Raw genomic sequence first — 24,373 nt, 5'->3', positions numbered from 1 at the left:
AAATACCCGTATCATTTCTACAGAGAAATGATATGGGTATTTGTTTAGTATCGAATTGGTGGATAGGTGGATTTGTATGTAGTGGCATCTGTATCGCTAATTATCATTGGTCTGCGAGCCATCCGTCAATTTCAGCAATCCATTGATGCTGTTCATCCGCAAGTAATGTTTCCCATCCCAGCTCAGCAGCAGGCTTCAAATTTTTAGCCTGATCATCCACATATATAATAGGTGCATCCTTGGCTAAATGAGATTGTACAAGTTCATATATTTCTGTATTTGGCTTGCAATATCCCACCTGATTGGATATCGTTATGCTCTTGCAATATGGTTGGATCAACGGCAAAATCGGTTGAATCCATTCTTGACAATGATTGCTCAAGAGATGAAGTTCTGCCTGCTTGCTCCATCGTTCAAGACGATGCATGGCAGGTAGCAACTCTGTTGTTTTTTCAAGTAATTCATATGCATACATCTTTTCCATATTGGGATATTGTGTTTGCATCCAGATCCAGAACTGTTCCTCTGTCATCCTTCCTGTCCACAAGTCCTTGCGTATACCACTTAATTGCTCGATTAATACAGGAAAAGGAGTACCTGCATAGCTAGCAAGCTCCTGCCAGAATGAGGAGGAAAGATTGGTGATCAGCACACCGGCCAGATCTAAAACAAGCTGAGGTTTGGAATCTATGGTATCACTCCTGTGCAGTCTTCTTGAGCCAATTACAGTAGGGTTATTGTTGGTGCTTCAACAATTGGTAATGGTTGTACGGTTCATTTTCGATTTCAATCATATTCAGATATTCAAAATTGCATTTCTGTATTACCTTGTTGGATGCCTGATTCGTTAATAAAGCAATGGCATTCAATACTTCAACGTTTGTATTTTCAAATAAATACTGTGTTATTCCTTTTACTGCCTGCGTTGTATAGCCACGGTTCCGGAAGTGTTTCGAAATGCCGTACATAATCTCCCGATTGGGCGCTGGCAGTTCATCCTTGATCCCCGAACAGCACCATCCAATAAACTCATCATTTTCTTTGAGCACGATAGCCAACCGTAAACAGAGGTCTCCGATGTCTCCTCCCGCCAAAACAGCTTGTTTAAAATTCCGATTCTCAGGGATTTCGTATTGAGTCAGCCAAAGTACTCTCTCTTCAACCGCAGCATTCCATCCTGGCAAAAATTCGTATACCTCAGGTTGCCAGGTGATTTCCTGCAATTTCTCCAAATCCTCAAGTCGATACTCGCGCAAATATATATCTTTGCAATCAATGATTAATTCATCACTTTGGTTGGTTTGTTTCATAAAGCCTCCTGGTGTACATCTTATCTACCTTGTTGCGTTTCACTTTAAAGCTCGATAACCAAAAATCAATTCAAATTATAAGCTCTTATTACGTTGTTCTCTTCATCAAGAGCATACACATTCGTGAACGTTGTCATTAACATCATTTTGTCTTCACTCTGGTAAGCTTCCGGCATTTTCATGATAAACGTATTATTACTTGACTCAACCTCCTGAGTCTCACCGTTTGTGTATTCAATCTTAAACTTGTGTACAGGCATATTGGAATATAAAGCGCCCCATATAAAATTTCCTTTGTTGTTCTTCGGTTCCGCTTGTACCAAAAAGGCGGGCCCCACATCTGAACTCGCTGTCCAACCTGATTCACTATCGGTATCATAGTGATATCTCCCATTCTTATGTTCATAAGCAGCGAAAACATATTGTGTTTGGTCCAGTGACAAAACCAGTTCATTTTGCTGATCTACATTAACCACTTGAAGAGGGTATTTCCAAGTAGACTGAACAGCCTTCTCTAACGTTTTATATCCAAAAATATCATTCCAGAAGAATGCAGTAACACTAACCAATACACATACAACAACGCACGAACTTATCCATAACAGCTTCCTCATATTTCACCCCTTGCACATTGTCAGTTACCGAACTAACATTGGCAGATCATAAACATCGGGCCGCTCTGATTTAAAATGGGACTCACACGAGTCCTTCCTTATCAATAAACTCGTCTTTGGTTAATCCGAACAGGATCAGATCCTGATATTTCCCATCGGTATAAATCACCTGACGACGCACGCCCTCCTGCACACATCCAAGCTTTCTCATCATGGCTGCAGAAGGTTCATTGCCTTCCAGAACATAATCATTGAATTTATTAAGCCTGCGCTCGAAAAAGGCATATTTGAGCAAAATACGAATGGCTCTCGTCCCGTATCCTTTTCCGCGATGGTCCCTGTCAATTTGAATTCCAATGCTAAAGGTACCATTCCGCTCATCAATGCTGTTCAGGTTCACTCCCCCAACATTCTCACCATCCATATTCTCAATCGTGAACATGATTCGTCCTCTGTCTAAAGAGAACTCGGAGAAGGCTTCCGTAAATTTCTTCGCATCAGCATTCGTAGGTGGCAGTTCTACTGCACATTCCAGTAAACGACGAGCGGGTGAATCAAACCGGTTATAATAATGATCCTCCCAATCTTCCTCACGCAAAGCACGTAATCTGACCTTATCATCCTGCCAAAAATAATTGCTATAGTTAATCTCTCTCATTCTGATACCCCCCAATTTATAAGTATGTCTTCAAACCTACTGAACGCCGAAATGGAACTGAGCATGCTCGGTAGCAGAAGGTGGAGCGAGCGCTAACAAATCTGAGACGTCTTATTCATGGATTTGAGGTGAACGCAGAAATCTAAGGAACCTGAGGCGCGCTATATTAGAATAAACAGACGTTTGTAGCGTTTTTATCAGAGATTTCTGCAAATAGCGTCTCTGAAGTTCCTTACTTTTTTAAAAGAGGACTTGAAGGCGAAATAAGACGTCCTGAGTTCCTTAGAAATTCTTCTACCCACTCGCCACAATAAGCCGACTTGGAAGATACTCTCCATCATCGGTAATCTTTCCTGAATTGAAAGACGCACCTAGTTTCCCGCTTTCCAAATTCATCTTCTTTGTTCCTCAAATCAACTTCATCCCACAAATGACCGCATATACTGAATATAGTCCTGATCCATGGTTATCTCCTTATATTGTTAGAAATGATATACCACAAACATTCCTTATACGAAGTACACCTATGATAACCCATATTGTGGAATTTGAGGAGAATTGTTTTCATAAGCGATACAACTAAAAATAGCCCCCGGACAGGAGGAACCTGCCGAAGGCTATCATCTATTTTATATAGTACGTGATTACAAATCTTCTTCTTCCGGGTATTGAGGCTTGGTTACATTATCGGGGACCGTTTCATCGTAGACATCCTGGCCGGGGTAATCCCGAACCTCCCCTTCGTGCAGCTCATGATTTTCATAATCGAAACGGTGCGCGGTCCTTTGATCCACTCGCCACGGCGAGCTTTTGCCAAGAGATTCAGACATTAGAGATGAGCCGTAAGGACCTTCAGGGAACTCTTCGAGTGTGATATCATTTCGCTGCGACTCCACCGTGGACACATCGGTATATTCTTGCCTTTCTTCTTGCAGAAATTTATCCTTCATCGTTCGTCCCTCCATATCTGCTTCGTGGTGATCAAAGCATGTTTATTTTGAACGGAAATGAAAGGATTTATGCATGATGCATGGCAAACAATGCGTTTCAGTCTCTGATCCAGATATAAAATACAAAAACAATAAGTCCAATCATGCAAATCCATGTATCTCGTTTGGTCCATACCAATAAGGAGGAGCGTGCTCCGAGCAAGGAATTCTCCCTAACTTTCCGCATTTCCATCGCAATCGTCATATCTTCTGCACGCTGAAACAGCGCCATTAGCAAGGGAATGACCATTGGACCAAGATCACGTATACGTACCGTATTCGGTCTTAATGCAGCTTTGCCGCGTGCCCGGACGATTAGCGAGAATCGCTGCCATTCACTCCAGATCATCGGGATAAAACGAAAGATTAAGGACACGGCGAGTGCAAACGACGACACGGGCAGTTTAATTTTTTTGCCAACACCAAGCACCCAATTCAGTCCCTCAACCATGCGCCCATATGGCGTAGTCAGTGAAAACCAAAGGCTTGCCAACGTAACGATAAACAAACGGTATACATTCAGTAACGTCGCCTCCGCCTGCATCAGGGAAAATCCAAACTGTAGGCCGCCACCTTCTGTAGAAAGAGTCGTGCCCGACAACGCGGTAGATACGAGAAAGAACAGTACGAGCGGCTTCATTAATTTCAAGCATCCCATCAGAGCCTGCCGTGGCAACACAACAAGCGCCAAGATGACCGGCACCAACGTAAGAGAGAGACCTAACCAGTGGCGCTGAAGCATCGCAGCGGTCACGAGCAAAATGTATAAAACCCATTTCAGACGCGGGTCCATGGCACCGTACAATCCTCTGCTTGATCCTGATTCAGCGTGGGCGTATATGGACTCCTGTGTGCCTTCTCCTCCCGAAGTGTCGGAGCTTGAAAAGGCAAGCTTTGCTTCATCTACTCTGAATTCTACTCTGAATGGTTCCTCATTACCAATAACATTAACCTTCTGCTCTAAAGGCTCATTGACGAACTGAACAATAGCTTCAGCCATTTCCTCCGGGGTCAACACAGTAGAAGGAAAATGAATGCCCGACGCCGCAAATTGTTGTGCCAGTTGCATGGATGGTGGCAGCCCAATTCCCGCAAGTTCCAGCAGATCTGGTCTTGTATGAAGTTCTCGTGGCGTGAGATCAGCAACCAGACGCCCATCCTTCAACAAAAGAACCCGATCCGCATGTGGTAAAAATGAGTCCAGGTCGTGTGTAGCCACAATGGCTCCCTCACCTGCAGTTCGATGCTGATTCAATACATCCAGCAGCATGATCACACTTTGTGCTTCCAATCCGGCGCTGGGTTCATCAAGCAATAGCCATGAAGGCTGCGTAGCAGTTCCCAGGGCAAGCCCCAGTCTTCTCCGTTCTCCCCCACTTAGTGCAAAAGGTGATCTGTCCGAATGGAACCGTTCTTCTTCTCCCTGACCCGCTGGGGAGTCCCAGTGCTCCAGTGCTTCGGAAATCTGCTTTTTCTTTTGCTCATCCGGTAGCCGATATGGACGCAGGGAATAAGCAAATTCTCGACCAATGCTTCGGGCGAACAACTGTTGCTCCGGGAATTGAAAGACCAAGCCCATTTGCAGCAAAATGGACTGCGGCACTTTACCGTTCTGCCAGAAAAACTCTCCATCCAGCTTGAGGCTGCCCACATCTGGAGGCTTTAGACCGGCGATTGTTTGCAGCAGTGTTGTTTTGCCTGATCCTGTGCAGCCTAACAATAAAGTGACTTCGCCACGTTTCAGTTGGACTGTGATATCTTGAAGCAGCGCTCTTTTGTCAGGTTGTGACGAAGCTACACCTACATGTTCTAATTCGATTGCCAAAGGGCTACCTCCTTAACCAACTGCTCTGGTCGCAGAGGTGTCGCATGATGGAGCAGACCTTTCCGTTTCAGAAGTAGAGCCGTCTGCACCGTAAAAGGTGGAGCAAGCCCCAGCTGTTCGCAGGGTGATGGTGGTTGTGCTTCTTTTCCAGCCTCAGCAGTCGTCTCTTCCTTATCTTTTCCATAGAAGAAAGCTGCAGGAGCTCCATCGTAAACACAGCGTCCCTGTTCCATGGCAATAATTCGATCGCAAAGGGTCGCTTCCTCCAAATGATGCGTAATCCAGATTACCGCCGTCCCTTGCTGGACAATAGTTTGAACTACAGCTTCCATTCGATCTCTGGCTCCTGGATCAAGCATGGCCGTAGGTTCGTCCAGAATGAGCACATCTGGCTTAGCCGCCAGCGCTACCGCGATATTAAGCAGCTGCTTCTGTCCTCCAGACAGCATCGATATTGACGCCTCTGGCGGGTGTTCAAGTCCAACCGTATGTAATGCGTGCTCTCTCCGGCGTAATTGTTCATCAGGAGATTCCAGCAGAGAGGATAAAGCAAAATGGAACTCCTCCTCAATGGTATCTCCCAGTACCTGTGCATCAGGCTGCTGGAGGACTCCACGAACAACCAGTTCTGGAGTAGCCTTTCTTTCTCCGCCGGATAACGGAGTGAATCCAATCAGTAGTCCAGCCAGCGTGCTCTTGCCACTACCATTGGCTCCCACAATACTTATCCACTCTCCCGGAGCTAATTCCAGCGTAACCCCATCCACTGCCTTACGAATACGTCCTGACTCGGAGGCATAATGAACACGGACTTGATCTAGTGTAATCAAAGGTGTAACGTCTTGCATCGCAAATTGGTCCTTTCCCTTTTGAATCTTTTGTGGTACGATCCAAATCGTTAACCACATCCGTTTGATCGGTTAACAATAAGATTACCAAAATTGAAAGGAATGTTCAAACATGAAATTATCTTTGCGAGGTATTGTATTCAGCGCACTGATGGCAGCCATACTGGTTCTTTTTGGTTACATAAGTATTCCCATTGGTTTCTCTCCTGTGCCGATTACATTGCAAACTCTTGCGGTTATGCTGGCAGGCGGACTGCTTGGTCCCTTATATGGTTTTCTAAGTGTCGCTTTAGTCGTAGTCCTGACTGCAGTTGGCTTCCCGCTTCTGCATGGCGCAGGCGGACTTGCAGTACTCCTTGGTCCTACAGGGGGATATGTCATGATGTGGCCCTTCTCCGCATTGCTTATTGGGTTATTACTCAGCAGAATCAAACTGAACGGATTCGTTGGTTATTTCCTGGCCTTTATCGTATTTGAGGTATTTGGTTCAATGTTGATTTATGTTTCGGGCGTGCCCTGGTTGGCCTATGCTTACAAAATGTCATTACCCGAAGCCATGATACAAGGGTTCTATCCCTACATTATCGGTGATCTGATCAAAGCCTTGTTCGCTGCGATCATCATCGCACCTGTGCGCATGGTCTTCCCTCCGCAACGACTGACAGGCAATATGAACTCAACGGTTGTGCGAGCAGATTCTTAGGACATCAATGGGTCGTAAATAAAACGAAACAAATGCCTCCAAAATTAATTTTTGGAGGTATTTTCTATTGCGCCAGAATGTCATGTCCATATTTTCCATGCTTCAAGTCCATATTCAACATGTTCTTCAAAAGAACTCTTGACTATAATAATTGATAATGATTATCATTATAAAAGAAAAAAGGGGATTTCATTATTATGTTGCGTCATCCAAATAAACTCCAGCTTTCATGCATCATTCTTGTGCTAACCTTGCTTCTCTCTGCTTGCGGTCAAGGGGAACAAACATCATTATCTTCTAATGGGGGGAACTCTGCTCAGCAGTCAGAAACGTCAACCGATACTGCCGGAGAATCGGCAACTCGTGTATATAAAGATGCTCTTGGCCGTGAGGTAACGATTCCATCCCATCCCCAACGTATTCTAACTACACAGTATTTACCGGAAATGCTGGCAGCAGGACTTAAACCAGCTGGGGCAGCATCACATCTGCTTAACAACTATGTCTCGATTAAAGATCAATTGGAAGGGATCGAAGATATCGGGGTATCCAATAAGCTGAATTTGGAAAAGGCACTCGAACTGCAGCCGGACCTCATCATTGCAGCAGAGTGGAATGAGGACCAATTGGAACAATTGTCCAAGATTGCCCCTACGGTTGTTGTCCAATGGGAAGGTGTCGATGCATTCCAACACTTCGAGTCAGTGGCTGACGTAATTGGCAGAAGCGAACAAGCAGAGGAATGGGTTCAGGCATTCAATCAGAAATCCGAAGAGGCACGCACCAAGCTTTCTTCCTTCGTTTCACCAGATGAGACATTCGGCGTAGTGGTTATTGGCGGATTTGAAAAAGGTCAACTCAGAGTATACGGGAACGCTAATGTAGGATATACCTTATATGACGTGCTGAAGTTCAACATGACAGATACCGTCAAAGAGGAATGGGCCAAAGGGGATCATGAACTCGGCATCAACATCTCTCTTGAGAAGCTGCCAGAATATGCCTCAGCAGATCGACTGTTTGTGGTCAGATTCGATAATGATCCTGATTTCCTCAAAGAAGTGGATGATAGCAAGTTGTGGCACTCACTGCCTGCCGTCAAAAATAATAAAGTTTACGTGGTTGATGAGAGCCTATGGTTCTCTTACGACGTGATGTCTCTCAATGCTCAATTGGATGATGCAGTTCAATTACTTACCAAATAAAAAATATTCATCACATCATATACATTAGAGAAGTTCTTCAGCGATCCTGCCTGATGAGCTTCTTTTCAGCTTTTGAGGAGGGTTACCATGATTTCGCTGGTCTATATACATACAGGTACATACTGCGATGCGATATCCGGTTCGTCAACAAAATCAATACAACGTCATACGTTGATGATCATCACCGAAGGGCGCGGCAACGTCCATTGCATGGATAAACTAACTGAGGTTTTAGCAGGAAGCTGTTTTCTATTTCATCCCGGAATGGAAGTGCAGCTTGAGAACCACTCTGATCTTCCTCTGCAAGTATACTGGATTGAATTCGAACCTCTACCCGTGTCTGTTCAGGGTACGCCTCGCACAGCTGTATTAGCGCAAGGTCAAGTATACCCAGAGCATGTTTCCCGCATGATTCAATTGGTTCACTTGCTGCACCCCGTGGAGGATCTTTGCGACGAGAAAGAAAACTACAGCAAACATGTACTGTTTCAGGAATTGATTTTACTCGTCATGAAAGCAGACACGGTGGATAAAGAATATCGCAGCATACAGGCTGTAGATACACTCCTTAAACGGTTGGAACAATCCGTTACACTTGACTATACTTTGGATCAACTTGCCGCAGAGACCGGGCTATCCTCACGCCATTTTTCGCGTCTTTTTCGTGAGCATACCGGACAGAGCCCTATCCAATATTTGAATGCCTTACGAATGAATCGTGCCAAAAAACGTCTGCTGGAATCAAATGATTCGATTCAGGAAATTGCAGGACATATCGGGTTCCGTGATCCTTTTCATTTCAGTCGCAGCTTCAAGCAGCACACCGGTGTATCGCCGCGTTTATATATTCATCTAAGAAAGCACACGATGCGTGTTGCCTCGTTTCAGTTCCTGGGTGAGCTGCTGGCGCTCGGCATAACACCTATTGGCGCGCCTTACCAATTGCTGGAATGCCGTTATTACCAGGGTCATGTGCGAGGTGTTCCTTCGATTGGGAATTCTGTGGTAACACCATATATGGATAAGATATCGGAATTGAAACCCGATCTCATCGTGACTTTTAACGGGCATCATTATGCGGAATATTCCAAGATTGCTCCTACACTGGATGTTCCCTGGTCCCTGCCTTTCTTTGAGCGCTTTCGTCTAATTGCGGATTTGACTGGAAGAACGCCTGTGGCAGAAGCCTGGTTGGAGAGCTATATGAACAAGATTAGGGAAACCAAAGGACTCTTGTCTCCTCTTCATGATGATGACCAAACGGTCTCATTCTTCTGGATGAGAGGGCTCCCTGCTACCTTCCAGGTTTACTACGACGTAGGTGTGTTATATCGTGATTTGCAATTAAAACCTCCTGCTCCGGTGCTGGCAGCCCAGCAAAACAAATCTCATCCGTTCAAAGAAGATATTCCACTAGATCAATTGCATAAATATGCGGGTGATCATCTCTTTATCGTTGTGTCCGGCGATCCGGAATCCATCCGACAGTTTGAACAGCTTGAACGCAGCATGTATTGGCAGCAACTTCCGGCAGTACAAAAGGGGCAGGTTTACCGTATGACGGAAGACTGGCTTCGGGAAGATCCAATCTCCATGATGGGGCAGGTTCAGGACCTGGTGAATTTGATTGGGTAACAGTGAAAAAGCCGCATCCACGTAAACAGAAAACATTCTGTTACACGTCGGACACGGCTTTTAGTTCAGTACTACTCTTATTCCTGTCCCTTTCCACCATACAGGGTAAGTAAAGGCTCTTGAACCCGAACTTGTCCCGTAGTCAAAGGAACCACTTCCTCATAGTTTGCAGAATTCGTTACAATAATAGGGGTTACCGTATGATAACCAGCGGCCTTGATTGCAGCGATATCGAATTCCAGCAGCAAATCCCCTGCTTTAACCCGATCACCTTCCTGAATATGTGATGTAAAGTGCTGACCATCGAGCTTGACGGTATCCACCCCGACATGAACCAAAATCTCCGCACCTGTATCCGATACAACAGCCAGGGCATGTTTCTTTTTGAAAGCCACAGTAATAGTACCGTCAAAAGGAGCAACGACTCGGCCAACTGCCGGCTCAATCGCAACGCCTTTACCCATCGCGCCGGATGAAAATGCCGGATCTGGTACCTCAGTCAGTTCAACAATAGTCCCCTCAATCGGGCTAAGAACTTCTTGATCCACGGATTCCGCCGTTCTTTCTGATGGATTGGTAGATTCCGTGCTTTTTTCTTGTTCTTCCTCATCAACCGGATCTTTGAATCCCATAATGTACGTCAATGCAGCCGAAACAACAAAGGATACGCAGATCCCAAGAATCAGTCCAGGGAAGCCCTCTCCACCTGGTCCATAGAAGATCGGCAAAGTCAGTAGCCCTGGAGCGCCCGAAGCGAATGCCTGCGTACCTGCCTGACCAATAATGGCCCCACCAACAGCACCCCCGATCACTCCTGCGATGAATGGGCGTTTGAGTGGCAGAGTGACACCATATATGGCCGGCTCGGTAATCCCGAACAAGGCTGTCAATGTCGATGAACCCGCCAGCGTTTTCAGCTTTTTATTTTTGGTTTTCAGCATAACGCCGAATGCAGCTCCGGTCTGCGCGAAGATGGAAGCTGTCGCAGCCGGTTTGACGCCATCACGTCCATATACAGCAACATTGTTGATAAATACGGGTATGAGTCCCCAGTGAACCCCGAAAATAACGAGCAACTGCCAGCTTGCACCCATAACGGCTCCTGCCAATAACGGACTGAATCCGAATGCGGCAACGAGTCCTGATGCAATGGCATTACCTACATATACTCCAAATGGACCAAATACGAGCAGGGTAAGAGGTACCATAATGACAAGCAAAAATAATGGAGTGACAAAATTTTTCACACTTTCGTGAAGAACTTTATTGAAAAATTTCTCCAATTTGCTCATGACGATGACTGCCAGAATAATAGGGATAACGGTAGATGAATAATTCATCAAAATGACAGGGATGCCGAAGAAATCGGTTGGCGTTCCCTCCGCCTTGAGCGTGACGATGGAAGGATAGATTAATGCGCCAGCAATGGTCATCGCCACAAACATGTTACCCTGGAATTTGCGAGCGGTTGTAACCGCTAACAGCAAAGGTAAGAAATAAAACAGACTGTCTGCTGCTGCAAATAAGATTTTATACGTGGTTTCCGTCGTTTCCAGCCAGCCGACATTGCTTGCAATGAGCAGCAGCCCTTTCAAGATACCGGCTCCCGCCATAACCCCTAGCAGCGGTGCAAAAATACTGGAAATCACGTCGATAATGCCGCCAATGCCTTTCGCGGACTTCTTCGGCTTTTCCTTTTCGGAAGAATCATTCAAAATGTTGCTGATCTGACCAATGGCGCTGTAAACCTCAGGCACCTTATTGCCAACGACCACTTGGAACTGACCCCCATTTTCCTTAACTGCGATGATCCCTTCTGTCTTTTCCAGCTTGGCTTTGTCTGCCTTGGCGTCATCTTTCAATACAAACCGCAAACGTGTTGCGCAATGTACCAGTGATACCACATTTTTTTCGCCGCCGACCAGTTCGACGATCTCTTTTGCGAGTTTTTCCTGACTCATGATGTGCACCCCCATATTTACTAAAACAGGCACCTTACCGATTTTTTTGCACGCAAAAAACCTAAGCCTTGAGTAAGGTTTGGACACATTGGTCCTGCCTTCTCATGACTTAGGTTTTGCCTGCATAACCAGTAACAATCCCAGTTAAATCGTATTCAATTCCTGTTAATCTCATATTATTATAATTTAAACAAATTTGTCAACATTTTAATTATTATCGATTAACGACCCGTTCAATGTGGACGGTCAGATACAATTTCTCTTCGTTGGTAAGCTGATGGTTATATTCCTTGTTGACGAACATTTCGATTTTCTCCGTACATGCCGCCGCTTCCGGGTGCTTCTCTTTTATCATGTCGTAAAAGTGGTCATAATTATTGTCATAATGCGTGCCGCTTAATACCCTCTGGGAGAAGAACTTCAGATGCGTAATGAAGCGAAAATAACTGAGAGACTCCTCGTCGAATTCCATCTTGAAGTGATATTTCGCTATATTAATAATCTGCTGAATAAACTTCGTGATGTTCATCGTTGTAATAACTTCTTCATTCATCTCCGCGTTGACAATATGCAGGGCAATATACGCTGCTTCATCCGGAGGAAGCTCGATATGAAGTCTAGACTTGATCTGCTCCAGCGTTTTCAGACCTAGTCCGAACTCAGCCTTGTATAGCTGTTTGATTTCCCACATCAGTGCATTCTTGATCTCTACCCCTTCACGATATCGTTCAATCGCAAAGTTAATATGATCCGTCAGGGAAACATAAATATTTTCATTCAAGTTACGGCCCAGATTCTCTCTGGCGTAGGTAATAATTTCTTCCACAATTTCGATTAGTTCCATGGGCACTTCACGCAGAAGCATTTTGAAATTGTCGGATGTCTGCTTGTTTTTAAGCGCAAAAACTTTCTGGATGCGGGTCTCGTCTACTTTATCCCCCGGCTTCTTCTTAAAGGCAATCCCACGCCCCATCACGACAAGCTCTGCTCCATCCGCCTGATAGATGCTAATGACGTTATTGTTGATAACCTTTGCTATTTTCACTTCAATCCCCCCGTCACGATCCACTCTCTTGGCAGTCATATATCGCCTTTTGGGCATACAAAAAAAACCTGAAGCATCACAAAATAAACAAGACAAGTACGTCTGTTTTTTTGGTGCTTAGGTTTTGCCTACTTCAAGTAGTAACAATCCCAAAAACGATATAATTGCGTCAAGTATAGCGCGATGAGACACAGATGTCAACGCTTTCAGCAAGGGAACAATCGGAAGTCCCATGAAGAGTGGTCCTTCCGATATGATCATGGAGAATGGCCCTGATTTTGCCCTGCTTATTCCTGTTCTAAATTGCTGCCATCAGATTCAATTACATTTTTGTACCAATGGAAACTCTTCTTCTTGATCCGCTTCAATTCACCCTTGCCTTCATTGTCACGGTCCACATAGATATAACCATAGCGTTTTCTCATCTCTCCTGAAGAAGCGCTGACAATATCGATTGGCCCCCAGCTTGTATAACCAATGATATCTACACCATCCTGAATAGCTTCACCCATCTCAGCAACATGGCGTTTCAGATAATCAATCCGGTACGCATCATCAACCTCACCTTCAGGGGTAACCACGTCATTGGCGCCAAAACCATTCTCTACAACAAACAGCGGTTTTTGATAGCGGTCATGCAGTTGATTGGCTGTAATGCGGATGCCTTTGGGATCAATTGTCCAGCCCCATTCCGATTTTGCCAAATACGGATTCGCTACAGAACCAAATACATTGCCGCTCGTCATGTTTTTGACGACTTCCGGATCCGTGGAAGTTGTACGACTTGAATAATAACTAAATCCAATATAATCAACAGTATGGTTTTTCAGAATTTCCGCATCACCTGGCTGCATGCTAATATTGAGTCCATGATCCTTGAAGAAACGTTTGGCATAACCCGGGTACTCCCCACGCGACTGAACATCAATGAAGAAGTAGGACTCCCTGTCTTTCTCCATGCCCTGGAACACATCTTCCGGATTGCAGGTATAAGGATAAAAGCTTCCTGCCGCAAGCATACAACCGATCATTGCGCCCGGGATGATCTCGTGACAGGCTTTAACCGCCAGTGCACTTGCCACCAATTGATGGTGTGCTGCCTGATATTGAATCTCTTTTACATGATCACCGTCTTTAAAGACCAAACCCGCACCAAGGAATGGCAGATGCAGAAGCATGTTAATTTCGTTGAACGTCATCCAGTATTTCACCTTGTCTTTGTAACGGCTGAATACGGTTTTTGCGTAGGTTTCAAACAGACTCACCAACTCACGGCTTCTCCAACTGCCATATTTCTCAATCAGATTGACCGGTACATCGAAGTGAGCAAGCGTAACCACAGGCTCGATACCATGCTTCAACAGTTCATCGAATAATCGATCATAAAACTGCAAACCCGCTTCATTCGGCTGTGCATCTTCTCCGGTTGGGAAAATCCGTGCCCAGGCAATCGATACACGCAGCGCTTTGAATCCCATCTCGGCAAACAGAGCGATATCCTCGGGATAACGATGATAGAAATCAATGGCTTCATGCGAAGGATAAAACTCGGTTTCCAGTGGGGTCAATGCAGGGACATGACCCTTCATGATGCTTCTGCGATTCTCTCCTGTCGGCAACAAGTCAACAATGCTCAGCCCTTTACCTCCTTCGAGATAAGCACCCTCTGCCTGATTGGCAGCAATGGCTCCACCCCACAAAAAGTCTTTGGGAAACTTAAAATTAGTCATGCATATTCTCCTTTCAAATATGTAATTCAGTATCCGCTCCAATCGCAAGAAACATTAGAAAGACAAAATATTCATGTTGAACTACACATCAGAAAATCTGGGGATAACAGCGATCAGAAGATTGTTCTGGCAGCGCAGTGTCCAATGTAAAATCGTTCGTTCAACATAAATACAAAAAACCCGAACCAGCTCGGATACACGTTGCAGTGTATACAAGCCAGCTCAGGTTATGCCCATATCGGTAACATTCCCAGATCACAATTATGCGGATTGGATAAAACTCTAGCAAGAATTAGGGAAACTGTCAACATCGTTAAGCCTAGATCTGCTGTAGAATGCGATCACTATAACTGATAAAAGGTAGCGCAGGTGCCGCCGAATATCATCTGCTTCTCTACCTCAGACATGCAAAAAGTATGTTTCCTGATAATTTCAAGCACTTGAGCATATGTACCAGCCACCGTGCAAACAGGCCAATCCGAGCCAAACATCACCCGATCCGGACCAAACGCTTCTAGGGCGATATTCAAATAAGGTGCAAAGTCCTCCTGTTTCCAGTTTGTCCAATCTGCTTCCGTTATCATTCCAGATAATTTGCAGTACACATTCGGTTGTTCTGACAAAGAGTATAGCGCTTCCTTCCAAGGGGAGACCGTTCCTGCCTTAATATCGGGCTTCGCCAAATGGTCAAGTACAAATCGCTGTTCAGGAAACATCTTTACTAGCTCTACAGCATAAGGGAGTTGCTCCTTGGACACAAGCAGATCGTAGGCCAGATTATATTGCTGTAGCAAAGCAATTCCGCGCTGAAAATCGTCACGCAATACAAACTGTACATCCGGTTCATCCTGTATTACATGACGCACTCCCTTCAGCCAAGGGCTTGATGCATATTTCTCAAGCTGATGTTCAGCTTCTAAAGAACACAGATCTACCCAACCCACAATACCCTTGATGAACTCATGCCGCTGCGCCATGTCTAGAAGCCATTCGGTTTCCTCCAACGATTGTCTAGCCTGTATCGCCATGCAACCCGATATTCCTGCACCGGTTAACAGACTCTCCAAATCTTCTGGAAGAAACGATCGTCGAATGACGCTCATGTGTTCCTCGATCCAACCATATTCACGAATATTATAATTCCAGAAATGCTGATGCGCATCCAGTCTCATTCGATATCCCCTCCTGAGATTTATTTAACTTCAACCACGGATGTAATGCAACGCTATTTATCCGAATGAATTTATAATAAAATAATCCATTAATCACTAATTATTACATGGATTTTGTACTAATTAAGAGGGTGTTTACTTTCAATGGATCATGATATATTTGCACTTCAGAAAACGTTTTCAATACTTAATTTGGTGGTGATTCCATTTAAATCAATACTCGGTATCGTCTATGCTGAGCTTAATTCTTCATTTTTGTAAACGCTCTATTTTAGTTCAACGAAATCATTACAAAGGAGATTATGTTAATGAACAAAAATCGCAGATCGTTCCTCTCACTCACTATCGTAACGACAATGATCCTGTCCCTGTTCTCATCCGCCATCGCTTCTGCTGCTACAGATGACTCGATTCAGGCAAGTGCGGCCGCTGCCCCAACCAATATTCAGTCCTATGTTACTGCGATGGAGCCGGGCTGGAATCTGGGCAACTCCCTTGATGCTGTTGGCGCAGACGAAACGGCCTGGGGTAACCCGCTGATTAATCAGCAACTGATTCAAAATATCGCCAATCAAGGCTACAAGAGCATTCGTATTCCAGTGACCTGGCAAGCTCATATGGGTGGAGCACCCAACTATACTATTGATACCGCTTACATGAATCGTGTTCAACAGGTTGTAAACTGGGCGCTTGATGCCAATCTGTATGTCATGATCAATATCCATCACGATTCATGGCAGTGGATCAGCTATATGGAGAATGACCATGCCAATGTTCTTGCTCGTTACAACTCCGCCTGGACTCAAATTGCAAACAAATTCAAAAACTCATCCACTAAACTGATGTTCGAAAGTGTGAATGAACCACGCTTCACTGAAGGTGGCACAACGAATACCGCTACTGCTTACGCTTTGCTGGATGAGCTCAATGTATCTTTTCATAACATCGTGAGAGCATCCGGTGGAAACAATGCAACACGTCCATTGGTTCTGCCAACGATGCATACGTCTTCCGCTCAAGCAGATCTCGATGCTTTATCCCAGACGATTGCAAAATTAAATGATCCTAATATTATCGCTACGGTTCACTACTATGGATTCTGGCCATTCAGCGTAAATATCGCAGGTTACACCAAATATAATGCTGAAGTACAGCAGGATATTACCGCTACATTTGATCGGGTATACAATGCATTTACAGCCAAAGGCATTCCGGTTATCGTCGGTGAGTATGGCTTGCTCGGCTTTGATCAGCACACGGGCGTCATTGAGCAAGGCGAGAAATTGAAATTCTTTGAATTCATTGGCCAGTACCTGCGTCAGAAACAGATGACCACCATGTTATGGGATAATGGGCAGCATTTCGGTCGTACCACCTTTACCTGGTCTGACCCAGACCTGTATAACACGATGAAAGCAAGCTGGACAGGTCGTTCCTCCACAGCTGAATCCGATCTGGTTTATCTGAAAAAAGGGGCAGCCATTCAGGATAAAACCGTAAAACTGAATCTCAATGGCAATACATTTAGTTCACTTGCGAATGGCAGCACTACTCTTGTTCAAGGTACAGATTACACAATCAGCGGTGATGTGCTGACATTAAAATCCAGTCTGTTGTCCAGACTGACCACTTCAGGCAATCTTGGGGTTAATGCCAAGCTGACCGTCAAATTCAACAAAGGCGCAAACTGGAACCTGAATATCATCAAGTATGATACGCCTAAACTGAGCAATGTAACGGGCACAACGAGCTCGTTTGCGATTCCGACTACCTTTAATGGCAATCAACTGGCCACCATGGAAGCCACATATACAAGTGGCGGAAACGCAGGTCCACAAAACTGGACTTCGTTCAAAGAATTTTCCTACACTTTCAGTCCAAATTATAGCAGCAACGTCATTGAACTGAAACAAAACTTCTTCAACGAAACAAATAATGGCGAAGTCATTCTTAAGTTCCACTTCTGGAGCGGAGACGTCATTACGTACAAAATTACAAAGAATGGTTCGAGTGTTGTCGGAATCTCTTCCTGATAGGGTTTCACAGCTCAATGTATAACACATAGGAATTCAATTGACGAACCGTTGTGGCCAGGGCAACAGACTCTGGACACAACGTTTTTCATTTATACTTGGTTCATCCTACAGGCGACAAGGAACCCGCGATCAGGTGATTCACAATAAAAATGAAACATCTCCACTCCGGCTGTGAATGACATAAGTTGCTCCCAGACCTTTATAAACAAGTTCAACATGAGGCCTGTTGCTGGAAACGACATAGAGTTGTTGCGGACACAAGCTGCGGCACAGTTCAATGTCCTGGCAGCACTGCGGCAAGCTATTTTCAAATACAAAGGCGTTTTTCACAGCAAATTCGGGCGGAAGCTGATTACGGAATGCCAATTCCTGAATGTAACGCACAGTGACTGCCCCAAGCGATTGAAATTGTTCCCCCTCTTCTTCACTGTGCACAAGCACGACAACCGCAAATCCCCTCTGGAGTAATACATTCACAAAATTTTTACCCGCCTCACCTTGTCCTGTTGATACAACCATCATTGCGTCATCCATTGCCGCCAACCTCGCCTTCACATCAGATCCTGCAAATGCCATCTGGAGTACGTTATGTGCGAATCATAGTCCTCTGTCTGCATCTCTGCAATGGAACTGCATTCGATTTCTGCACCGTTCTGATCGATTCCAGACAATTCGGGTGAGCATTTCTCGCTTAATCTCCTCTTTTCGCTATCATGCGGCATGTTACTCGATCTGTCATGAGCGGAAGAAAAAATCGGGTTAATCTAGTCCAAAATGAAGATATATCTCTTGTTAATCGCTTACATGTATGAATACCAAACCAAAAATCCGAAAATCAGGGGTATTTCCATCCCGTTTGATTTTACTTGAGCTGTGTTCAGTCGTAACATAATCCGCAGGATAACGAAAACAATAAGGTGATTTTGCCTATGGAGGTTGGAGCGTGTGATTGCAGATTGTGATGTGGAAATTCGAACGGAGATTGGTGTTGATACGCGGATTAGTTCCATCGAGATTATTCGGTACGATATGCAGAAATTACCCTTCATAGCGCAGGGACATGCAGCCTGCTACTGCGGATTGTTCAAAATCTCATGCGGGAATGTTCATGGTTTTGCCGAATTTGAATTGCCTGTAGGTTCCCATCCCTCTGATTTGGTAAAATGGGCTTCAGTATTCAGAGCTTTAAAAGGTATCGAGCTGTCGCAAGTCATGCAATTTATCCAGCAGCATCAAGAACTATGGGGAAATGAACGCATGCTGTTCCTGCAAGAAGCCGTCAGCGATTTGCTTAGCAATATCGAGAAAGCCAGCCCATTGGATGTGATGTTAAACCGGGAAGAAATTCGTTCCTTTCTGATGCAATACGCACTGACGTATTATTCTTTTTAACACCTTCCGTTAAGTAGAAAAGATACATAAAAGTGCAAAGAAACCCTGGTGATAAACAACGGGTCCCTTTGCATTTTTCGATCGGTCTTTTTCAAAACTTTACGCTTATTGCGGTTCAGTAAATTTCACCACAATTAGTGCTTCCCCATTGGCCTGAACAGGGCCTGTCATCGTTGTCATCACCTGTTCAATGCTGTCGTTCCCATTCGGAATGAGCACAGGTGTAATCAATGGCAGCCCGGCAGCCTGGATCGCTTTCATGTCAAATTCAATCAACAATTGTCCTGCGGTTACGGTATCTCCGCTATTCACATGTGCGATAAAACCTTCCCCCTTCAATCCAACGGTATTAATTCCAATATGCACAAGCATCTGAACACCTGTTTCATGTTCAAGGATTACCGCATGTTTGCTCTTATTCATCACATGAGCAATGACGCCGTCAAAAGGTGCAAACACTTTGCCCTCAGAAGGCTCGATAGCAATCCCTTCTCCCATATGCTTTTCCGAGAATGCAGGGTCAGGAACCTGCTCCAAAGCAACCGCTGTGCCTGTGATCGGTGATGCAATCTCCAGCATATCTACCTTGGTCCGATGGTTAACGGCCTGGCTGGCAGATGAGTTTGACTTTGGCGATAGAACTTCCGGCTTGCTCTCTTCTCCTGCATTGCTCGGAATTTCCTCAGCAATCGGCTGATCCTTATATCCGAAGAACCAGGTAAGTGCAAATGCAATTCCCATGGCCACCACGTTGGACAAAATGTACAAAGGCAATTGGCTGTTCAAATACAGCAACGTGCCTGGAATAACCGTCACCGCCATACCTGTACCTTGCAAATGGAACAAGGATGCGATGAATCCACCCACAGCGCCTCCGACAAGACCCATGATGAACGGTTTCATGTAACGCAAGTTAACCCCGAAGATTGCAGGTTCGGTGATCCCCAGAAATGCAGAGAATGACGAAGGCAGTGCGAGTGCTTTCAGCTTTGTATTTTTGGTCTTCAACCCCACTGCCAGACAAGCCGCTCCTTGTGCAGCCATAGCACAGGTAATAATCGCGTTAAACGGATTAAAGCCCGTTTTTTCCAGCAATTGAATCTCCAGAAAGTTAAAGATGTGATGTACACCGGTAACAACAATAATTTGATGGAAGAAACCAATAATAATACCCGCAATACCAAATGGCAATCCCAATACGGCTGTCGTTCCATGCAGCACCCACTCCTCCAGAGAATGGAATACCGGACCAATTGCGAAGAGTCCCAATGTAATCATGACCGTCAGCGTAATAAAAGGGGTAAGAATTAAATCAAGCGCCTCTGGTACGCGTCTTCTCAGAACCTTCTCAAACTTCGCTCCGATCAATCCGACGAAGAACGCAGGCAGCACGGAACCCTGATACCCGACCACCGGTATGAATCCGAACATATGTAGCGGTTGTGCTGATCCATCGGCAACAGCGTATGCATTCGGCAGCGCCGGATTCACAAGCATCAGACCCAAAACGATGCCGAGAACCGGACTTCCGCCAAACACACGGAATGCAGACCAAGCTACGAGTGCAGGCAGAAATGCAAATGCCGTATCCGTCAGAATCTGAGTAAATAAGAGGAAATTGGGCGAAATGTCCTCCGGTGTTGCACCAACTAACGATAAAATTTCGTTTTGAGTGAGCAGCCCTCGCAGACCCATGAATAGTCCCGTTGCTACCAGCACAGGAATAATCGGTACAAATACGTCACCGAACGTACGTATGGCCCGTTGAAAAGCATTGCCTTCCTTTTTGCCCTGACTCTTCACGTCTTCCTTGGAAGACCCTTCGATGCCCAGCTTCTCGACCTCTTCAAATATCCGATTCACTGTTCCGGTTCCAAAAATGATCTGATACTGGCCCGAGTTGAAAAAAGCCCCTTTCACTTTGTCGATGTTCTCGACCTGCTTCTGATCGATCTTGTCTTTATCATTCACCATGATCCGAAGACGTGTTGCACAGTGTGCAAATGATGCGATATTTTCTTTGCCCCCGATGGCACGAATAACGTCCTGGGCAATCTGCTGATTATCCGACATGGTTCTTCATTCCTCTCACGTTATATCTAATAATCCCATTTTGATGCCTGAAATCCTGCCTTACCTCCACGAGCAAAGAAGCGAATCTCCACACTTTCCTTGCTTGGGAAGATACGGCTTGTGAATACCTCTTCTCCATCATTGACAAAGATCTCAACAGAAGAAGAATCCACAAAGATATGAAACTTAAGGACGTCAGCATTCAATGCGCAGCGCCGCATATTCCCGTTCTGATCCGCGAGCGTGGCGCCTGACTGCGAGCGATCCAGGGTTACTTTTTGTGCCAACCGATCATACTGCAACACGGTCTTCTCTTCTGCACTCGCCCGCAATTCAATGCCTACGACCTCTGCGTCAAAATCACGGATTTCACATTCCAGTTCATAAGCCATTCCAGTAAAATCTGTGAAAGATCGAGTCTCATGATCCAGTGTGAATTTCCTATGAGTCCCTTCAGAATCCCTGCGCTGCTTCACCATTTCAGAAACTGGCTGTTGAATTAACTTCCCCTCCCGGAGTGACAACTGCCGCGGAATCGTCAGGCAATGTGCCCATCCATTCTTATCTGTCGGATACTCCAAATCGGGAAGTCCCATCCAGCCCACCAAAATTCGTCTTCCATCCGGCGCCTGCATCGTCTGTGGGGCATAAAAGTCAAAGCCACGATCCAGCTCCTGAAATGGACCATGTTCGAAGTGCCTTGTCTGAAGATCCAGTGGTTCGCCAATCAGATAGCCCGACTGAAAAATATTCTGATACTCATCTTCCTGACTCTCTATTCCTTGTGGCGAAAAGATCAGCACACCTTGACCCTGCATCTCCATATAATCGGGGCACTCCCACATGTAGCCAAACTTAGGTAGCCCAGTATGAATCTCTCCAAGAAATGTCCAGTTTCTGAGATCTGACGAACGATATAATACCGTGCATCCTGTTTCATCTACACGCTGGGCTCCAATCACACAATAATACGTGTCACCCTGCTGCCAAACCTTGGGGTCTCTGAAATGCTCCGTGTAGCCAGAAGGCACTTCTGAAATCACAGGTTGATGCACTTTGGTTATTGAACCGCTTTCATCCATAATCGCCAGACACTGATACGGATGCCTGATCCAGTCTTCATCTCTTGTATTGCCTGTGTATAGCAGGTTGAGTTGGCCATCTTTTTCAATAGCACTGCCCGAATATGCCCCGTGTGAGTCATATGTGTCGCCCGGCCTTATTCCAATTCCGACTTCTTCCCACTGCACCAGATCCGTTGAACGGGTATGGTACCAATACTTCATTCCATGCTCGGTCCCGAGTGGGAACCACTGATAGAACAAATGATAATATCCCTGGTAATAGGAGAATCCGTTAGGATCATTAAGCAGTCCGGTTATCGGCTGGATATGGTAATGCTGTCTCCACGGACAAGCAGAGATCAAAGCTTCCAGTTTGCCTATTTCTCCAGGCTCTGCCTGCTCGATTCGTCTGTAGCGTTGCTCTCTAGTCATTTTCATAAAAAGTGTTCTCCATCCTAGCTAATATAAATTAGACCAAGAAATGTTACACTTGGCCACTTCGATGGCAGAACAATCCTCCGATCGCTGTTATCTCCAGATTTCTTTTATCCCTTTTCTAAAGGGTGAAATCCGCTGAAGCTTATGCTTCCGTAGCAGCTTTCTTACAGAAAGCTTTTAGGCGCACACTACGTTTCTACAGATTTTTTCTGCCCTCTCCGTGATCGTGTAACTCTTAATTTAATTTATTTTATAATCCAAAAATTAGAGGAACCGGTTCCAATTAGATCAAAAAAATAATTCCATACGGCTTTTTCGCCTGCCACCGTGTTCCCATAATCGTGTTGGATATCCAATGTGGAACCGGTTCGATGGAATTATCATAAAGGATTCATTTATATCTTGTCAACGCTTTCTCGTGGAATAATCTCCACATCAAGGATCGTGCACTGTTCCACTGGCTCACCTTTTACCAGGCGAATTATGTGCTGGGCCGCTACTTGACCTGCCTCAAAATAATGATATTTTACTGTCGTTAGCGTAGGATGAATCATCTCGGTAATTTCATAACCGCCAAAGCCAGTAACCGATAAATCCTGAGGGATTTGTATCTTATTGGAGAAAGCAATCTTCATCACACCCAGTGCGATGTTATCTGTTGCGCCCACAATAATTGTCGGTTTACTTTCTTTCAAAATCGCTTCTGCGGTAATGATAGCTTCGGACATTTTGAAACTTGTCTCATAATACGTCACATCACATCCGCCACATTCGTCGATCGCACGCTTGAACCCCTGTTTGCGATGGATTCCAACTGCTTGGTCTCTCTCGGTAACCCCAATATAGACGATCTTCCGATGGCCCTTTTCCACAACATGCTTCCCCATCTCATAGCCCGCTTGATCATCATTATGAACTAGACTGTGCAGCTGTTCATGCTGCTGCCCCACCAATAGGACCGGAATTCCGATGTCTTCAACGGCTTTGAGATGTGCTTCGGTCACTTCTGCGGCAAGCAAAATAATGCCGGATACCTTCTGTCTGGCAAAGTCATATATGGCGTCGATCTCGCGCTGCATATCCTGACTCGTATTTGCGATCAGCATCTGATACTGATTATTTCTTAATTCTTCATCGATGCCGATCAATGTCTGAGAGGTAGCAAAGGAATCCAGACGAGGAACAACCGTTCCAATAATACTGGTTTTTTTGGCTTTGAGACTCTGTGCAAACGTATTGGGTACGTAATTGTGTTGTTTAATAATACGTTCGATTTTCTCCCGTGTATCCTCACTAACAGAACCACCATTCAGGAAACGAGAGACTGTGCTCTTCGCCACGCCTGCCAATTGGGCGATATCCGAAATCGTTTTATTCATAACTTCTCCTCTTATTCTCATTCGCTTGAATTCACTTATATTACCTTATATTATACTTCGAAAGGCAAACCCTTGCGAATACTATTCCCATTGAGATATTAGTAAATCTCACAGAACACTGGAAGTGGTTGCATAATGCGCCACGGTAAAGCGTTATTGATGCATGGCATTAATTCAGCTTCTTGCAGACAAGGAACATGAGATGCTAGTATAACCTCAATTCATAACGTGCATCATGAAATACAGAACATCATTAATCATACAGGCTATGACGGAAAGAGTACGCGGAGTTATCG

General features: G+C 45.0%; 20 protein-coding genes. 5 read left to right on the top strand and 15 right to left on the bottom strand.

All coding sequences use genetic code 11. The features are described from left to right. Positions 1–103: 103 nt before the first annotated feature. From RS891_RS13590 to RS891_RS13560, 7 genes are all read right to left on the bottom strand, one after another. Positions 104–652: an HAD-IA family hydrolase gene (locus RS891_RS13590; protein WP_258530570.1), complete on the bottom strand. Its 549-nt coding sequence runs from the start codon at positions 650–652 to the stop codon at positions 104–106. A gap of 82 nt (positions 653–734) precedes the next feature. Next, positions 735–1,310 carry a GNAT family N-acetyltransferase gene (locus RS891_RS13585; protein WP_113052286.1) on the bottom strand — a complete coding sequence of 192 codons (576 nt, stop codon included), beginning with the start codon at positions 1,308–1,310 and terminating at the stop codon, positions 735–737. 65 nt (positions 1,311–1,375) lie between these two features. Then, on the bottom strand, positions 1,376–1,924 hold the full coding sequence (locus RS891_RS13580) for a hypothetical protein (RefSeq protein ID WP_113052287.1): 549 nt from the start codon (positions 1,922–1,924) through the stop codon (positions 1,376–1,378). An 82-nt stretch (positions 1,925–2,006) separates the two neighbouring features. Beyond that, on the bottom strand, positions 2,007–2,582 hold the full coding sequence (locus RS891_RS13575; RefSeq protein ID WP_113052288.1) for a GNAT family N-acetyltransferase: 576 nt from the start codon (positions 2,580–2,582) through the stop codon (positions 2,007–2,009). A gap of 644 nt (positions 2,583–3,226) precedes the next feature. Further along, positions 3,227–3,532 carry a hypothetical protein gene (locus tag RS891_RS13570; RefSeq protein ID WP_113052289.1) on the bottom strand — a complete coding sequence of 102 codons (306 nt, stop codon included), beginning with the start codon at positions 3,530–3,532 and terminating at the stop codon, positions 3,227–3,229. 97 nt (positions 3,533–3,629) lie between these two features. Then, positions 3,630–5,396 carry an ATP-binding cassette domain-containing protein gene (locus RS891_RS13565; RefSeq protein ID WP_315795556.1) on the bottom strand — a complete coding sequence of 589 codons (1,767 nt, stop codon included), beginning with the start codon at positions 5,394–5,396 and terminating at the stop codon, positions 3,630–3,632. After that, the gene (locus RS891_RS13560) at positions 5,381–6,244 is read right to left on the bottom strand and encodes an ATP-binding cassette domain-containing protein (protein WP_315795555.1); all 864 of its coding nucleotides are present in this window, start codon (positions 6,242–6,244) and stop codon (positions 5,381–5,383) included. Before RS891_RS13560 ends, RS891_RS13565 begins: the two co-directional genes overlap by 16 nt. 112 nt (positions 6,245–6,356) lie before the next feature. On the opposite strand from RS891_RS13560, the gene RS891_RS13555 reads away from it, so the two are divergent. The 3 genes from RS891_RS13555 (at position 6,357) to RS891_RS13545 (ending at position 9,787) form a co-directional block, all read left to right on the top strand. Continuing rightward, entirely contained in the window at positions 6,357–6,947 is a 591-nt protein-coding gene (locus RS891_RS13555; protein ID WP_113052292.1) for a biotin transporter BioY, read from the top strand. A gap of 197 nt (positions 6,948–7,144) precedes the next feature. Beyond that, positions 7,145–8,152, top strand: coding sequence for an ABC transporter substrate-binding protein (locus RS891_RS13550; protein ID WP_113052293.1), 1,008 nt, complete (start codon positions 7,145–7,147; stop codon positions 8,150–8,152). 87 nt (positions 8,153–8,239) lie between these two features. After that, entirely contained in the window at positions 8,240–9,787 is a 1,548-nt protein-coding gene (locus RS891_RS13545) for a helix-turn-helix domain-containing protein (RefSeq protein ID WP_113052294.1), read from the top strand. A gap of 77 nt (positions 9,788–9,864) precedes the next feature. Here the strand turns inward: RS891_RS13545 and RS891_RS13540 are convergent, their stop codons facing one another. The 4 genes from RS891_RS13540 to RS891_RS13525 form a co-directional block, all read right to left on the bottom strand. Beyond that, positions 9,865–11,748 carry a beta-glucoside-specific PTS transporter subunit IIABC gene (locus RS891_RS13540; RefSeq protein WP_113052295.1) on the bottom strand — a complete coding sequence of 628 codons (1,884 nt, stop codon included), beginning with the start codon at positions 11,746–11,748 and terminating at the stop codon, positions 9,865–9,867. Between the two features lie 214 nt (positions 11,749–11,962). Beyond that, a complete protein-coding gene (gene licT / locus RS891_RS13535) occupies positions 11,963–12,793 on the bottom strand; it encodes a BglG family transcription antiterminator LicT (protein WP_076291149.1) in 831 nt (276 codons plus the stop codon). 287 nt (positions 12,794–13,080) lie between these two features. After that, positions 13,081–14,523 carry a 6-phospho-beta-glucosidase gene (locus RS891_RS13530; protein ID WP_113052296.1) on the bottom strand — a complete coding sequence of 481 codons (1,443 nt, stop codon included), beginning with the start codon at positions 14,521–14,523 and terminating at the stop codon, positions 13,081–13,083. A 344-nt stretch (positions 14,524–14,867) separates the two neighbouring features. Further along, positions 14,868–15,695 (bottom strand): amidohydrolase family protein, encoded by an 828-nt coding sequence (locus RS891_RS13525; RefSeq protein WP_113052297.1) that lies wholly within the window; start codon positions 15,693–15,695, stop codon positions 14,868–14,870. Positions 15,696–16,003: 308 nt separating this feature from the next. Here RS891_RS13525 and RS891_RS13520 point away from each other — a divergent pair, with 308 nt between their 5' ends. Continuing rightward, a complete protein-coding gene (locus RS891_RS13520; RefSeq protein ID WP_113052298.1) occupies positions 16,004–17,728 on the top strand; it encodes a cellulase family glycosylhydrolase in 1,725 nt (574 codons plus the stop codon). A 141-nt stretch (positions 17,729–17,869) separates the two neighbouring features. Here the strand turns inward: RS891_RS13520 and RS891_RS13515 are convergent, their stop codons facing one another. After that, positions 17,870–18,265 carry a hypothetical protein gene (locus RS891_RS13515; protein WP_113052299.1) on the bottom strand — a complete coding sequence of 132 codons (396 nt, stop codon included), beginning with the start codon at positions 18,263–18,265 and terminating at the stop codon, positions 17,870–17,872. 411 nt (positions 18,266–18,676) lie between these two features. Between RS891_RS13515 and RS891_RS13510 the strand changes: the two genes are divergently transcribed. Continuing rightward, positions 18,677–19,123, top strand: a complete 447-nt coding sequence (locus tag RS891_RS13510; RefSeq protein ID WP_113052300.1) for a hypothetical protein — start codon at positions 18,677–18,679, stop codon at positions 19,121–19,123. A gap of 105 nt (positions 19,124–19,228) precedes the next feature. Here RS891_RS13510 and RS891_RS13505 read toward each other — a convergent pair whose 3' ends face one another. The 3 genes from RS891_RS13505 to RS891_RS13495 form a co-directional block, all read right to left on the bottom strand. Then, positions 19,229–21,196, bottom strand: coding sequence for a sucrose-specific PTS transporter subunit IIBC (locus RS891_RS13505; RefSeq protein ID WP_315795554.1), 1,968 nt, complete (start codon positions 21,194–21,196; stop codon positions 19,229–19,231). Positions 21,197–21,222: 26 nt separating this feature from the next. Further along, a complete protein-coding gene (locus tag RS891_RS13500) occupies positions 21,223–22,698 on the bottom strand; it encodes a glycoside hydrolase family 32 protein (RefSeq protein ID WP_113052302.1) in 1,476 nt (491 codons plus the stop codon). A gap of 395 nt (positions 22,699–23,093) precedes the next feature. Further along, positions 23,094–24,077 (bottom strand): LacI family DNA-binding transcriptional regulator, encoded by a 984-nt coding sequence (locus RS891_RS13495; protein WP_113052303.1) that lies wholly within the window; start codon positions 24,075–24,077, stop codon positions 23,094–23,096. Between the last annotated feature and the right edge of the window lie 296 nt (positions 24,078–24,373).

Origin of the sequence: Paenibacillus sp. BIC5C1 (genome assembly GCF_032399705.1) — a bacterium.
In the GTDB taxonomy this organism is placed as follows: Bacteria; Bacillota; Bacilli; order Paenibacillales; family Paenibacillaceae; genus Paenibacillus; species Paenibacillus taichungensis_A.
The sequence above is the reverse complement of the archived record's forward strand: the minus strand, read 5'-3'. Positions and strand labels throughout refer to the sequence as shown.